Origin of the sequence: Streptomyces sp. NBC_00234 (assembly GCF_036195325.1) — a bacterium.
In the GTDB taxonomy this organism is placed as follows: Bacteria; Actinomycetota; Actinomycetes; order Streptomycetales; family Streptomycetaceae; genus Streptomyces.
In genome coordinates, this window is record NZ_CP108101.1 from 580184 (window position 1) to 594447 (window position 14264).

The window sequence follows — 14264 nt, forward strand, 5'->3', positions numbered from 1 at the left end:
GTTCTGTGAGGGGCCGGTGGCCCGCCGCACGGTCGGCGTCGGCGGGCCACCGGAGTGACGGGATGTCAGTGCTTGACGGGCTTCAGGCTCGTCAGGACGAGGACGGTGGTGTCGCCGCGGTTGGTGAGCGTCGCGTACGGGTCGTCCTCGGTGGGCCAGCCGGTGAAGCGGCTGTCGGTGTACGCGCCCCACTCCGGGCCGGGGAAGAGCGGCACGACGGGCGCCTTCTCGGCGAAGAGCTTCTGCAGGGCGGTGAGTTCGGTCCGCTGTCCGGCGGCGTCCGGTTCGGCCGCGAACGCGTCCAGCAGGGCGTCGGCCTGCTTGTCGCCGAAGCGGTGGTAGTTGCTCAGTGCCCTGGTCCCGACGGGCTCGACCGTCTCGGTGCCCATCGTGGTCCGGTAGAACTGGTAGGGCGTGGCGCCGTTGTCGCTCCAGACGATGCCGGTGTCGTAGTCACCCGTCTCGTAGCCGCTGACGACCGCGGCCCAGTCGGGGGACTTCACGGTGGCGGCGACGCCGATCCCGGCGAGGTTCTGCTTGATGATGTTGGCGACGGACAGCCAGTCGGAGGAGGCGGAGCCGACGGAGATGTCGAAGGCGAACGGCTTGCCGTTCTTCAGCTTGCGCTTGCCGTCGGCGCCCTTCGGGTAGCCCGCGGCGTCGAGCGCCCTGCCCGCGGCCTTCGCGTCGTACGTCGTCCAGGTGCAGGAGCCCGCGACGGTGGCGTCGCGCCACTTGTCGTACCCACCGGACAGGCCGGTGCAGTCGGCGGGCCCGGTGTAGCCGTTCATGCCGACCTCGGTGACGCTCTCGCGGTCGACGGCCTGGCTGAGGGCCTTGCGCACCGCGGGGTCGTCGAACGGCGCCTTGGTGGTGTTCATCGTCCAGTTGATCATCGACCCGGTCTTCGGGTACCAGTACGCGTTGTGCCGCGGGTCCTTGGCGACGAAGCTCTTCTTGATGTCCGGGATGAACGACTGGGTCCAGTCCGCCTCACCATTGACGAAGGCCAGGTTGGCGCTGTCGTTGCCGCTGAAGCCGAGGACCCGGATGCCCTCGATCCGCTGCTTCTTCGGCTGCCAGTACTCGGGGTTCCTACGCAGCTCGTAGGACTGGCTCTGGAAGTTGGCGACCTCGGTGTACGGGCCGGAGCCGACCGGCTCCGGGTTGGTGTTCTTCGCCGGGTCCTTGACCTTCTCCCATACGTGCTTGGGCACGATGACCTGCTTGCCGAGCTCGAAGACTCCCGGCGAGTAGGGCTTGGTGAGGGAGAAGACGACCGTGTCCGCGCCCTGTGCCTTCACCGTCCTCAGGAACTCGTAGCCGCCGAGCAGCTTCTTCTGGAGGCCGAAGGTGTACGCCACGTCCTCGGCGGTCAGCGGTTTGCCGTCGGACCACTTGACGCCGTCGCGCAGGGTGAAGGTGACGGTCTTCCCGTCCGGGGTGGTCTCCCAGGAGGTGGCCAGCCACGGGGTGGCCTTGCCGTCGGCGGGGTTGTAGACCAGCATCGCCTCGTACACGGCCTGGGTGGTCAGCGGTGCGACGACCTGGCCGGGCGCGAACGGGTTGAAGTTGCGGGTGAAGGTGGCGAAGTCCTCACGGGGAATGGTGAGGAGCTGCTTGCCGGAGGTGTCCCCCGCGGCGTTCGGGCCGGCGCCGCTGCAACCCGAGAGCAGCAGGGCCGCGGCGGCGAGGGGGGCGACGAGCGCGGCCGTCCGGAAGCGCCGGGCACGTATCGACGGTGCCATAATGGTGTCTCTTCTCTCTCTTCACATTGACCGAAGACGGGTGAGGAAATCCCGTCGGGCTGATTCGCAGTCAGACCGACGAGCGTTCGATCAGCGGGCAGTCGACCGTCACCTGTGTGGTGGTGAGCGGCTGTCCCGCTGTGAGAGCGCCGAGCATGTCGACGCCTCTGGCTCCCATGAGTTCGAACGGCAGGGCGACCGTGGTGAGGCCGGGCCGCAGATAGGCGGCGATGAGCTCCTGGTTGTCGAATCCGATGACGGCGATGTCGTCCGGGATCCGAAGTCCACGTTCCTTGATGGCGTCGTAGGCGCCCATCGCGGTCCGGTCGTTCCCGCAGAACAGCGCGGTCGGCCGGTCGGTACGGTCCAGCAGTGAGCAGGCGGCGGCGTATCCGCCGTCGGCGGTGGCGTGGCCGGGTACGACCAGGCTGTCGTCGACGTCGAGACCGGCCTCGCGCAGCGCCTCCTCGTAGCCCCGGCGCCGCCCGACCGCGGCCGGGATGCCGGTGTCGAGGTTGATGAATCCGATGCGCCGGTGGCCGGCGTCGAGGAGTCGCCGGGTGGCGGTGTATCCGCCCGCGACCTCGTCCGGGACGACGGAGGGCAGTGCGCCGTCCGCGTCGAAGCAGTTCACCAGGACGACGGGTACCTCACGCGCGGCGGGCGGCAGTTTCACGGCACGGTGCCAGGTCGTGGCGTACAGCAGCCCCTCGGCCCGCTGTTCGAGGAGCTTGTCGAAGGCGGCGGCCTCCATGGCGGGGTCGGTGTCCCCCGCGGTGATGAGCAGGAACTTCCCGTCGGCCCAGGCCCGGTCCTGCGCCCCCTTGATCACGTCGACGGCGAAGGGCGCGGTGACGATCTCGGTGATGAGTCCGTACCACTCGCTGCGCTTGGCGGCGAGCGCCCTGGCCCCGGCGTTCGGCCGGTAGCCGAGCTCCTCGATCGCGGCACGGATGCGCGCCCGGGTCTCCTCGGGGATGGCGGCGTCGGCGCGGCCGTTGAGGACGAAGGAGACGGTCGTGCGCGAAACGCCCGCCCGCTCGGCCACCTCGCTCATCGTCACGCGACGCGTCCTGCTCGTGGCCACTTTTCCTGCTCCCTGCGTCCCGCCGACAGCGGACCGTGCTCGGTTACGCGCTTTAGTAACGCGCGTTAGTACGATGTTGCACGCAAGTTACGAGCGGTTGACCAGCTGTGTCAAGAGGTCCGGCAGCCAGAATCTCCCGGCGCTCGCGAAGAGCACCGGGAGATTCCGGTCCGCAGGGGGCCGCGGGGAGCCGCGGGCGGGCTCAGGAGGCGTCCTGGGCCCCGCCCTCCCCGAACCGCCGCTCGAACTTGGCGACCTGCCCCTCGGTGTCGACGACCCGGGCCTTGCCGGTGAAGAACGGGTGGCTCTCGGCGGAGATCTCCACGTCGATCACCGGATAGCTGTTGCCGTCGTCCCAGTCGATCGTCTGCTCGCTCGACGCGGTGGACCTGGTCAGGAAGGCGTAACCGGCGGACCGGTCACGGAAGACCACGGGGCGGTACGAGGGGTGCTTGTCCTGCTGCATGCCTGCTCCTGGGAACGTACGGTTTCGGCTCCGGCCAGCCTCGCCAACGGGAGCGGGCCGCGCGATCGCACGCGTCCGTACGGGGGGTGTGCGGCTCAGCCCGCCACCACCTCCGGGGCGGCGGTGTCCGCCACCGGGCGGCTCTCCCCCGCGTCCTCGGCAGGCCCGGTCCGACGGCTCCACAGGAGGGCCGCGGCCAGCAGGACGACGGCGGCCGACAGCCACGGCAGCGGCCCGGCCGGAAGCGCTCCGGCCGCCAGCCCGGCCGCGGCACCGACCAGCTGCAGCGAGAGCGACTGCACGGAGAGGGCCGTGGCCCGGCCCGAGGGACCGACCCGGCGGTGCAGCAGCTCGTTCTCGCTGGGCCCCGCCGCCCCGAGTCCCAGGTACACCAGCCCGTATCCGGCGGCGGCCAGGACCACCGAGGGAGCACCGGCCGACGTCACGGTGGCCCCGAGCAGCAGGAGGCCGGCGGAGACCGCCGCGAGGCTCACCAGAACGGCACGCTCCCCGCTGCCGGCGAGCCGTGCGACGAGCGGCGCGAGATGGCTGCCCAGCGCGGAGCAGACGAAGCCGGCGGAGGCGAGTCCGGCGAAGAGCACCGCACCCGACTCGGCGGCGCCGGTCAGCTCGGCCGCACGGCCGGGGGTGAGGAGTTCGATCGTGGCCAGCGCGGTGCCCGCCGCGCCCGCGCTCAGCAGGATCCGGCGGATCAGGACGTCGCGGGTGCCGAGCCGCAGCCCGTCCGCGATCGTGGCCGGGACGCCGCGCAGCACCCCGCGCAGGGTGACCGGCACCCTCGGCGGTTCGGGCAGCGCCACCAGGACGTAGAGCACGAAGACGATCTCGACGACCGCGCCCAGGAGCGCGGGCACGGAGAGCGGAAGGACGAGGTCCGAGGTGTACGTGCGCAGCCGGTCGGCCAGCCCGGGGACGAGCCCGATCAGCCAGGGCAGGGCTCCGCCGAGGAGGGTGCCGACGGCGAGCGCGGCCGAGGTGGCGGCGCTGCCGCGGGCCAGGCCGGTACGGAGGTCGGCCTCGGGCCCGGCGTGCGCCTGGACCGTGTCGACGTACCAGGCTTCGGCCGGTCCGCTGGACAGGGCACGGCCCGCACCCATGAGGGCCATGCCGAGCGCGAGCACCCAGGCGGCCGTGCCGAGGCCGAAGAGGGTGAGGGCCCCGAGGTTCAGGACTCCGGCGGCGGCCAGGACGGTCCGGCGGCCGATGACGTCGGAGAGTCCGCCGGTGGGGAGTTCGAGAACGGCGGCGGTGAGGGAGTGCGCGGCGAAGAATCCCGCGACGGCGGCGAGCGACATGCCGCGCTCGGTGAAGAGCAGGACCTGGGGGGCGATGGTCAGCCCCAGGGGCAGCCAGAACAGGAACGACACCGCGACGAAGCGGCGCCGCGCGGCGCGCTCGCCGGATATCGCGGCCGGGCCGGTTCTCCGGGCGGACCCCGGCTTCGCGCTCACGAGGCGCTCTCGTCGTCCGCGTCGGACGCCCGGCCGGTGTCGGCGGGACCTCCGGACTCGGCGCGGCCGCCGCCGGCCAGGGGCAGTCCGGCGGTGACCAGGACGACCTGCTCGGCCCTCGGGTCCGAGGCGTCGCGCGCCGTCAGTTCGGCGAGCTTCGCGTCGAAGGCGGCCCACAGCTCGACGAGGGACTCCGGCGTGAGCCGGGGCAGCAGGTCGCCCACGTTCGAAGGTTCCCGCCACTCCGGACCGAGGCGTCCGGACTCCATGTCCGCCTCGTGCTGGACGAGCGACTGCTGCAGGTGCTCGATCTGCCGGCGGCGCAGCACGCCGAGCGCGGCCCGGCTGCCGGGGGTCGCGTGCATCGCCTCGTTGCTCCACGAGGTGACGGAGTGCACGGACTTCCAGCGGCGCTCGCGGCCGTCGCGGTGTTCCGCCTCGGCGACGAAGGCGTACTTGGCCAGGACCCGCAGGTGGTAGCTGGTGGAGGCGGACGTCTCGCCCGTCCTGGCCGCCAGCTCGCTGGCGGTGGCCGGCCCGTGCTGCCGCAGAAGCCCGAGCAGCCGGATGCGCAGGGGGTGGGTGAGTGCCTTCAGGGCCGCCGCGTCCTGCGCGGGATCGAGTACGCGGTGCTGCTCGTCGCTGTCCATGGCGGCAGCTTAGAGCGGCTCCAACCCTTTCCCAAAGTGTTTTTGCAAAACTTCTTTGGGGAAGTTCGGGAAGCCTTCGGCCGGGCTCAGCCCTCGCCGGCCACCGCCTCCAGGGCGTCCGCGACCAGCGTCAGAAAGCGGGCATGGGCCCGGGGACTGCACAGGGGCTCGGGGTTCCAGGGCACGACGCGCGCCGCCTCCCACAGCTCCGGCCCCCCGGGTCCCGCGACGAACGTGCCGACCGGGATGGCGTTGGACCTGACGTCCCCGAGGACGAGCTGGGGCCGCAGCTCCGCCGCCTGCGCCCGGCCGACGGTGGACCAGCTGGCACCCGGCCCCTCGGCCGGCTCGATCATGTTCACCCCGAGCTCGGCCAGCACCCGCAGTTCCGGCCACATCCCGGGCCGCGCGAGGTGCACCTCCTCCCGTCCGGCCGGTGAGAGTGCGAGCACCCGGGGCCGGTCCTGCGCGGCGCCCGCGACCGCGCGCAGCCGCTCCCGGGCGGCAGCAGCCTCGTCGTCCGCGGCCGGAGCGGCCTCACCGCCGAGTGAGCGGGCCAGCTCGGCGAACCGGTCGCCGGTCGCGGCGAAGCCTCGGGCCCGGCCCACGTCGATCACGACGACCGGGACCTGCTCCTCCAGATGCTTGGCGGTCTCGGGAGCGATCCCGTAGACCTGTCCGCCGCCGTAGGACACGGCGACGACCAGGTCCGGCGCTCCGCGCAGCAGGGTCTCGATGTCCAGCGCACCACCCGCGCCGAGGTAGTCGACCGTGTCCAGCGGCAGCGTGCCGGCCTTCGCCAGGTCGGGCGCGGGGCCGTCGTGGCCCGAGCCGAAGATGCCCTCGGGCCGTATCCCGTAGTCCCAGAGGGTGGCTCCGGCCTGGATGTACGCGAGGATCCGGGCTGGCGTGCGTCCGGCAGCCGACACCTGCCCCCGGTCGTCGGAGAACCGCCATGCGCTCTGTTCCGTCACGTCATTCGCCCCTCTGCACCGGCTCCCCGGCCCCTCGCCGGGCTCGCACAGCTGTACCTGCCCAGCCGATCGACGTCACACCCCTCGGTGGACGGCCCGGCAGGGCAGGTCTCAACGACCCGATTCCGCAAGGGTGAACGCGGTGTTGACCAGAGCGACGTGAGTGAACGCCTGGGGTGTGTTGCCCAGTTGGCGCGCGGCAGTGGGGTCCCACTCCTCGGAGAGCAGACCGAGGTCGTTACCGGCCGCGACCGCCCGGCCGAAGAGTTCCCGGGCCTCGGCGGGGTGTCCGGTGGCGGCGAGTGCGTCGGCCAGCCAGAACGAGCAGGCGAGGAAGGTCCCTTCGGAGCCGGGCAGGCCATCGGTCGCCACGTCCGGCACGTAGCGGCGGACGAATCCGTCCTGGACCAGTTCGTCGCGGACCGCCGCGACGGTACGCACCACCCGGGGGTCCCACGGCGGCAGGAAGCCCGACTTGACGACGAACAGCGTCGCCGCGTCCACCTCCTGCCCGCCGTAGTGCTGGACGAAGATCCCCCGCCCCGGGTCGTACCCGCGCGCGCAGACGTCGGCGTGGACGGTGTCACGCAGCGCACGCCAGCGGGCGACGGGGGCCGGGAGCCCGGTCACCTCGGCCATCCGTACGGCACGGTCGGCGGCCACCCACGCCATCACCTTGGAGTGCACCCAGTGCCGGCGCTTCCCCCGCCCTTCCCACAGCCCTTCGTCGGGGTCGCTCCAGTGCAGCTCCAGGTAGGACATCAGGCTGCGGACCAGACCCCACACATGACGTTCCATCGGGATGCCCGCGCGCAGGGCCAGATAGAGGGTGTCGATGACCTCCCCGTACACATCGAGCTGGAACTGCTCGACGGCCGCGTTGCCGAACCGCACGGGTGCCGATTTCTCGTAGCCCGGAAGCCAGTCGGCGACCGTCTCCGGCAGCCGGCGCTCGCCGCCCACCCCGTACAGACTCTGCAGGTCCCCCGGGTCCCCGGCCACGGCCCGCACGAGCCACCGCCGCCAGGCGGCGGCCTCGTCGCGGAAGCCGCCGCGCAGCAGCGCCGACAGCGTCATGCTGGAGTCGCGCAGCCAGCAGAACCGGTAGTCCCAGTTGCGTACGCCCCCGGCGCTCTCCGGCAGGGACGAGGTGACCGCCGCGACGATCCCGCCGGTCGGGGCGTAGGCCAGCGCCTTCAGTGTGATCAGGGAGCGCAGGACGGGATCCCGCCACTCCCCCTCGTAACGGCACCCCTCCGCCCACCGCTCCCACTCCCCCAGGGTGTCGCCCAGCGCCCGTTCCACGTCGATGCGCGAGCCGTTCGGCAGGTGCGAGGGCTGCCAGGTGAGGACGAACGGGACGCGCTCGCCCTCCCGGACGGTGAAGTCGGAGCAGGTGACGGTGGAGCGCCCGTAGGTGTGCACCCCGGGCGGGACACGCAGCCACGCGGAGTCGGGGCCCGCGACGGCCACGCGGTGGTGGGCCGTGCGGCGCACCCAGGGGACGATGCGGCCGTAGTTGAAGCGCAGACAGAGCTCGCCCCGCATCTCGACGGTGCCGCGGACTCCTTCGACGATCCGCATCAGCCGGGGCACGCCGTTGCGGTGGGGCATGAAATCGGTGACCCGTACGGTGCCGTCGGCGGTGTCCCACAGCGTCTCCAGGACGAGTGTGTCGCCGCGGTACCGCCGTTCGGTGCACTGCCCGGCACCCACCGGGGCCATCCGCCACCGCCCGTGGTCCTCGTCGCCGAGCAGCGCGGCGAAGCAGGCGGGTGAATCGAAACGCGGCGCGCAGAACCAGTCGACCGAACCGTCCGTGCCGACGAGCGCCGCAGTACTGAGATCGCCGATGAGGGCGTAGTCCTCGATGCGACCGGGCATGTGCGACCCCCTTGACCTTCTCTCATTCTCCGGTGCCGGGGCGATCTCCGCACGGGGCCGCGCGGCCGGGCGCACGGCCGGCCACGCTCCGTGAGTGAGGTTGCGGCCGAGGTGCGATCGTTGGAGGCTCGTTCTGGAGGCCCGGAATCTCTGCCTTCCGGTAAGGGGTACGTCCAATGACGCACGAGCAGTGGGTGCCGAAGGGGGCCGACCGGGAACGGCCCAATGTGGCGCGTGTCTACGACTGTTACCTGGGCGGCTCGCACAACTTCGCCGCGGACCGCGAGATGGCGCGCAAGGCCGTCGAGATGTGGCCCGACCTCCCTCTGATCATGCGCAGCAACCGGGCCTTTCTCCAGCGTGCCGTGCAGTTCCTCGCCCGTGAGGGCATCACCCGCTTCCTCGACATCGGATCGGGGATCCCGACGTTCGGAACGGTGCACGAGGCCGCGCGGGAGATCCGTCCCGAAGCCCAGGTCGTCTACGTGGACATCGACCCCGTGACCGTCGAGCACAGCCGGCTCATCCTGCGGGACGACCCGCAGTGCGAGGTGGTGCGTGCGGACATGCGCGACCCGGGGCGACTGTTGTCCGAGCCCCCCGTGGCCGCGTTGCTGAGTGCCGGTGAGCCGGTGGGAGTCCTGCTCGTGGCCGTCCTCCACTTCGTGACCGACGAGGAGGACCCGGAGGGAATCGTCCGGGTCCTGCGGGACGCGCTGCCGGCCGGCAGCGCACTCGTCCTCTCCCATGCGTCGGACGAGGGCAGGCCGGACCGCGCGAAGGAGCACCAGGACCTCTACAAGCAGTCGACGATGCCGCTGACGATGCGCTCCAGGAGCAGCATCGCCGCGCTCTTCGACGGCTTCGAGCTGGAGGACCCCGGGCTGGTCTTCCTCCCCGAGTGGAAGCCGGCGGACCCGGCCTCGGTAGGGCCTCATCCGGAGAGGATGACAGGTCTGGCCGGAGTGGGGCTCCTGCCATGAGTGCTCCGCCGGCCGGGCGGGGCAGGGAATCCCCCGATTCCGCCGAGGCCGCACCCGAGGACGACTCCTCGGCCCGCTTCGCTGCGGAGTGGGCCCAGCTCCTGAGCGAGGGGCACGGCGCCGCCGTGCGCCCCGGTCTGCTGCGTCATCTGGTGACCGGGACGACCGAGCTCCTGCTGCGCGCCCACCGTGACGACCCGTTCGATGCCTCGAAGGCGGCGCGGGTCGGTTCCCTGCTGGTGCAGCACCAGTTCACCGATCCGCAGCTGATGGCGCGCGCCGTCGAGCTCCTGCAGGACTGGCCCGCCGGCGACGACCGCGGAGCCGCCCTCACCGGCGCCTTCGCGGCCGGCTGGGCGACGGCGCTGCGCGACCGTACGCTGCACGACCAGGAGGGCGTGCACCGGGCGTCCGATCAGGCACGCACGGGCGCCGAGAAGGCGCTGTACGCCTCGGAGGCCCGGTTTCGGGCCGTGTTCGAGAACGCCGCGATCGGCATCGGGATCGGCGACCTGGACGGCAACATCCTGGCGGTCAACACCGCGCTCCAGGAGATGTTCGGCGCACGGGCCGAGGACATCCGCAAGCTCAGCGTCGACGTACTGGTCCACCCCGAGGACAACCCCGGCGTGTGGGAGTCCTACCGCCGGCTCATCGACGGCGAAGTGGACAGTTTCCAGTGCGACAAGCCGTACTACCGCCAGGACGGCGAGGTGGTGTGGACCCACCTGGTCGTGTCCCTGATCCGGAACGAGGACGGCCACCCCCGCTATCAGGTGGCGATGCTGGAGGACATCACCGACCGCCACCGTCTCCAGGAGCGGCTGCACTTCCAGGCCACGCACGACCCGCTGACCGGGCTGCCGAACCGGAGGGCGTTCTTCGACCGGCTGGAACAGGTCTTCACCTCGCCGGAGAAGGCCGGCCGGTTCGGGCTCTGCTCGGTGGACCTCGACGGGTTCAAGAGCATCAACGACAGCCTCGGCCACGAGACCGGCGACCGGCTGCTGAGCGCCGTGGCGCAACGGCTCCAGGTCGCCCTGACACCCCTGGGCCACATGCTGGCGCGCCTGGGCGGCGACGAGTTCATCGTGCTGGTGGAGAAGTGCCGCGGCCGGCAGGAGGCGGCGGCCGTGGCCCAGACCGTCCTGGCCGCGCTCACCGCACCGTTCCTGATCGACAGCCAGAAGCTGGCGGTCCGGGCCAGCGTCGGCGTCGTGGAGCAGGCCGTGTCCGCCACCAGCCCCGGTGCCGCGATGCGTGCCGCGGACCTGACGCTGTACCGGGCCAAGAGCGAGGGACGTGGCCGGTGGACGTTCTTCGACCCGCAGCGCAACGCGGTCGCGGTGAACCAGTACGCGATGTCGGTACGTATCCCGCTGGCCCTGGACCGCGGCGAGTTCTTCATCGACTACCAGCCGCTCTGCGCGCTCACCGACGACTCGCTGGTCGCCGTCGAGGCGCTGGTGCGCTGGCGCCATCCGGAGCTGGGCGTCCTGGGCCCCGACGAGTTCATCGCGACCGCCGAGGAGAGCGGGCTGATCATCCCGCTGGGGCGCTGGGTCCTGACACAGGCATGCGAGCAGGCCGCGCGGTGGACGGAACGGTTCGGCGCCGCGGCGCCGCGGATGAACGTCAATCTGGCCGTACGGCAGGCCCGGAACTCCTCGCTCGTCTCGGACGTCGACCGCACGCTGCGGGTCACCGGTCTCGACCCCGCGCGGCTCCAGCTCGAGATCACCGAAAGCGTGCTGCTCGGCCCCAGGGACCCGGCGTTGCGGGCGTTGAACACCCTGGTCGACATGGGCGTCTCGCTGACCGTCGACGATTTCGGAACCGGCTGGTCGAACCTCGCCTATCTGCGGGACCTGCCGGTGTCGGGACTCAAACTGGCCGGTTCCTTCGTCACGGACCTGCACCCCGGCGCGGACAGCGACCACGTGGGCTGGCGGATCATCAGCGGCCTCGTCTCGCTCGCGCACACGCTCGGGCTGACCGTGACGGCCGAGGGCGTCGAAGCCGCGGCGGATGCGGAGCGGCTCCGCACCATGGGCTGCGACTGGGCGCAGGGCTGGTACTACGGCCGCCCTGCCGGGCCCGGGGAGATCACGAAGCGGATCGCCAGGGGCGGCCGGGACACACCTCCCGGGGCGAAAAGTTAGTAAAGAGTGCTAAATGCTCTCAAACCCCCTTGACCTGACGTCGTACCGGGTCGACCATGGAGATCTGGCATCGTGCACGTTGCGGACACCGGCTTCCGGTCACCGTACGCACGGTTCATTTGCCAGTTGTGGTGGTCGACGCCTCAGGCGTCCGAGACCGGCCCGGCGCTCAGCGCCCGAAGGCCCGGCGAGCGGATCCGCTCCTCTCGCCCCGCAGCCTCGAAGGCCGCTCTCCACTTTCGGTTCCAGGGGGTGTCCGGCGAAGGGTGTGCCGTCCGTACAGGCTCCCCGCCGTCGTCCCCTCACCAGCACGGGCCGCGCCACGGCCTCCCAACACCGTAGCCACGCCCGCAACTTCCCGTTAGGCAGCACCCATGCGTTCCTTCCCGCCGCCGGAACGGGGCAGTGCCCCGGACCGCCGGCCCGAACAGCGCGCGACCGGGCCGCCTCCGGCCCGGCGCCTCGTCAGTCCGGCGGTCCCGGACCACCGCCCAGCCCCCAGGACGTCTCCTGGTGCGGGCGAGCGGTGACCGGCCCGGACCGGCGCATTGCCCACGGCCTGTCCTCGCTCTGCCGCCCGCGATTCGCCGTACACACCCGCCCACTTCGCCGGCCCCACCAGGAAGCGCCCGATGAGCTCCGCTCACCAGGCGGCACCGGTCAGGTCGCACCGGGCGGAGTCGTGTTGGCGTTGGTGCGACCGCATCGACACCCGCTCGGGCCGGGCCCGTAGCCTGCGGCTCCGAAAGAGACCTCGCAGGCCGGCGCCCCCGCACCGGTCGACGCCGCCCTCCGGGGCAGGCGGTTTCCCCTTCGGCACCGCCTGCCGCCCGAAGCTCTCGCGCTCCGGGCATCAAGAAGGACTGATCATGAGCGTCGTTCCCGTCTTCGCCTACCATTCGGTGGCTCGCGAACCGGCTTCGTGGATCGCTCCGTTCTCGGTGACACCGCGCACGTTCGCCGAGCAGCTCGACAGGATCGCCGACGCCGGGGTCTCCGTCGTACCCCTGCGGCAGCTCGTGGCAGCGCTGCGGGGCTGCAAGCCACTGCCCGAGCAGTCCGCCGTACTGACCTTCGACGACGGATTCGCGGACTTCTACTGGACCGTCGCCCCCATGCTCGCCGAGCGTGGGCTCCCCGCGACGCTCTACGTCACCACCGGCGCCGTGCACGCCCCCGGCGCAGGCCCCGAGGGAAGTCTGCTGCCGCCCGCCGACATGCTGAACTGGCGCCAGATCGCCACCCTGGACGCCCTCGACATCGAGATCGGCGGCCACAGCCGTACGCACGCACAGCTGGACATCCTGCCCGCGGCGCGGGCGCGCCACGAAGTGGCCGACAGCAAGCGGCGCCTGGAGGACGTGGTCAGCCACCCGGTGAGTTCCTTCGCCTACCCGCAGGGCTACCACAGCGCGGCGGTGCGCCGCGCGGTGCGGGAGGCCGGCTGGAGCTCGGGGGCTGCGGCCGGTGGCGCGTTCAGCTCCACGACCGACGACCCGTGGCGGATCTCCCGTCTGACGGTCCGCGCCGACACCGGTCCGACGGAGTTCGACCGCTGGGTCCATGGCGTGGGCGCCCCGGTCGCAGCGCCGCGCGAGTCCCTGGGAGTCAAGGGACGACGCCTCTACCGAAAGGCCAGGTTCATGACCGGCCACTATCCCTGAGCGCTCCGCCCCACCGCCATCACACCCTCTGAGCCCCGCCCGGTACGCCGCGGGGCCCTTTGTCGTACCCCGCGCGCGCACGAGCGGCTAGAGGCCCAACTCGGGCACGGATGCGACCGGTTGAGCGGTGGCGGACCAGGGTGACGCATGCCGCGCGGCCCGGTCGCCGGTCGGGGTGAATTTCACTCGTTCCACGCCCGCACACAGGCGCACCCCCTCACCACCTGTTAGACATGAGCAACCCGGCGTGATCATCATGCTTCGATGCCACCCCTCCCGTCGTGCCGAGAAGGGACCCCCGCATGCCGTCGACCGCCCTGAGGATCGCGCTGACCGCGACCGTCGGAGCCTCGCTCTGCGCCATATCCCCCTCCAGTCCCCCGGCGGACCGGAAGTCCGCGGCCCCGGCGCCCGCCGCGGGCCGGGCGGGCTGCCCCGTCGTCGACGTGCTGGTGGCCTACACACCCAAGGCCGCCGCCCACGTCGGCGGACAGCATCGCGTGTCCGCGTCCGCACAACAGATCGCCGCCCGGATGAACCGCTCGCTCAAGCAGAGCGGGGTCTGCGGCTCGATCCGGATCACGCACGCCTACACGGCGACGGGGTACGACGGCTCGGAGGACTTCGCCCCGGCACACCAACGGCTGAAGGACAAGGACGATCCGACGCTCGGCGGGCCGGCGCACCGCATGCGCGAACAGCACGCGGCGGATCTGGTCGCCGTCATCGTGAACCGGCGGGAGAAGGGCGGGGGCATCGCGGACTACACGGCCACGCTCGGCGAGTCCTCCAGCGAGTTCGCCTACTCGGTCTCCGACGTCCAGGGAATCGCACTGGACTCGGTCAGTCACGAGATCGGGCACAACCTGGGCCTCGCCCACGACCGGACGACGATGGCCACCGATCCGGAGGGGGCGATGAAGGTCAGCGAGGACCGGCCGTACAACACGGGCTGGATCACCCCGGACCGCAAGTACTACACGATCATGGCGTACGGGTCCTCGTGCGGTGACTGCACCGGGGTCGGGCAGTTCTCCAACCCGGACAGGAACTGGCGCGGACAGCCCCTGGGCGACGCGTCAAACGACAGTGCGCGGGCGCTTCGCGAGACGCTGCCCGTGGTCGCCCGCTACCGCGCCTCCCCCGGCCCGTTCGGCCGGTAGGGGGCTCCGCA

Annotated in this window: 11 protein-coding genes; 4 read left to right on the plus strand and 7 right to left on the minus strand. The window is 71.7% G+C overall.

Translation table 11 applies throughout. From position 1 onward, the window contains the following. Nucleotides 1–65: 65 nt before the first annotated feature. From OG230_RS02590 to OG230_RS02620, 7 genes are all read right to left on the minus strand, one after another. Nucleotides 66–1748, minus strand: coding sequence for an ABC transporter substrate-binding protein (locus tag OG230_RS02590; RefSeq protein ID WP_328908481.1), 1683 nt, complete (start codon nt 1746–1748; stop codon nt 66–68). Between the two features lie 70 nt (nt 1749–1818). Continuing rightward, entirely contained in the window at nt 1819–2835 is a 1017-nt protein-coding gene (locus OG230_RS02595) for a LacI family DNA-binding transcriptional regulator (protein ID WP_328908482.1), read from the minus strand. A 202-nt stretch (nt 2836–3037) separates the two neighbouring features. Then, nucleotides 3038–3301: a type B 50S ribosomal protein L31 gene (locus OG230_RS02600; protein ID WP_328908483.1), complete on the minus strand. Its 264-nt coding sequence runs from the start codon at nt 3299–3301 to the stop codon at nt 3038–3040. 95 nt (nt 3302–3396) lie between these two features. Then, complete coding sequence (locus OG230_RS02605; protein WP_443051477.1) at nt 3397–4773, minus strand: MFS transporter; 1377 nt, start codon at nt 4771–4773, stop codon at nt 3397–3399. Continuing rightward, complete coding sequence (locus OG230_RS02610) at nt 4770–5423, minus strand: winged helix-turn-helix domain-containing protein (protein ID WP_328908484.1); 654 nt, start codon at nt 5421–5423, stop codon at nt 4770–4772. Before OG230_RS02610 ends, OG230_RS02605 begins: the two co-directional genes overlap by 4 nt. A gap of 86 nt (nt 5424–5509) precedes the next feature. Continuing rightward, nucleotides 5510–6397 carry an ABC transporter substrate-binding protein gene (locus OG230_RS02615; RefSeq protein WP_328908485.1) on the minus strand — a complete coding sequence of 296 codons (888 nt, stop codon included), beginning with the start codon at nt 6395–6397 and terminating at the stop codon, nt 5510–5512. Nucleotides 6398–6508: 111 nt separating this feature from the next. After that, nucleotides 6509–8281, minus strand: coding sequence for a glycoside hydrolase family 15 protein (locus tag OG230_RS02620; RefSeq protein ID WP_328908486.1), 1773 nt, complete (start codon nt 8279–8281; stop codon nt 6509–6511). 176 nt (nt 8282–8457) lie between these two features. Here OG230_RS02620 and OG230_RS02625 point away from each other — a divergent pair, with 176 nt between their 5' ends. The 4 genes from OG230_RS02625 to OG230_RS02640 all read left to right on the plus strand — a co-directional run bounded on the left by OG230_RS02625 (nt 8458) and on the right by OG230_RS02640 (nt 14253). After that, nucleotides 8458–9264 carry an SAM-dependent methyltransferase gene (locus tag OG230_RS02625; protein WP_328908487.1) on the plus strand — a complete coding sequence of 269 codons (807 nt, stop codon included), beginning with the start codon at nt 8458–8460 and terminating at the stop codon, nt 9262–9264. Further along, entirely contained in the window at nt 9261–11426 is a 2166-nt protein-coding gene (locus tag OG230_RS02630) for a putative bifunctional diguanylate cyclase/phosphodiesterase (RefSeq protein ID WP_328908488.1), read from the plus strand. The genes OG230_RS02625 and OG230_RS02630 overlap by 4 nt, the downstream gene beginning before the upstream one ends. A gap of 869 nt (nt 11427–12295) precedes the next feature. Beyond that, nucleotides 12296–13090: a polysaccharide deacetylase family protein gene (locus tag OG230_RS02635; protein ID WP_328908489.1), complete on the plus strand. Its 795-nt coding sequence runs from the start codon at nt 12296–12298 to the stop codon at nt 13088–13090. A 302-nt stretch (nt 13091–13392) separates the two neighbouring features. Continuing rightward, entirely contained in the window at nt 13393–14253 is an 861-nt protein-coding gene (locus OG230_RS02640) for a M12 family metallo-peptidase (protein ID WP_328908490.1), read from the plus strand. Nucleotides 14254–14264 lie beyond the last annotated feature (11 nt).

Excerpts from the sequence above, each read along its gene's own strand:
- OG230_RS02590 (WP_328908481.1), bottom strand. The coding sequence starts at position 1,748 with ATGGCACCGTCGATACGTGCCCGGCGCTTCCGGACGGCCGCGCTCGTC.
- OG230_RS02600 (WP_328908483.1), bottom strand. The coding sequence starts at position 3,301 with ATGCAGCAGGACAAGCACCCCTCGTACCGCCCCGTGGTCTTCCGTGAC.
- OG230_RS02610 (WP_328908484.1), bottom strand. The coding sequence starts at position 5,423 with ATGGACAGCGACGAGCAGCACCGCGTACTCGATCCCGCGCAGGACGCG.
- OG230_RS02620 (WP_328908486.1), bottom strand. The coding sequence starts at position 8,281 with ATGCCCGGTCGCATCGAGGACTACGCCCTCATCGGCGATCTCAGTACT.
- OG230_RS02625 (WP_328908487.1), top strand. The coding sequence starts at position 8,458 with ATGACGCACGAGCAGTGGGTGCCGAAGGGGGCCGACCGGGAACGGCCC.
- OG230_RS02630 (WP_328908488.1), top strand. The coding sequence starts at position 9,261 with ATGAGTGCTCCGCCGGCCGGGCGGGGCAGGGAATCCCCCGATTCCGCC.
- OG230_RS02635 (WP_328908489.1), top strand. The coding sequence starts at position 12,296 with ATGAGCGTCGTTCCCGTCTTCGCCTACCATTCGGTGGCTCGCGAACCG.
- OG230_RS02640 (WP_328908490.1), top strand. The coding sequence starts at position 13,393 with ATGCCGTCGACCGCCCTGAGGATCGCGCTGACCGCGACCGTCGGAGCC.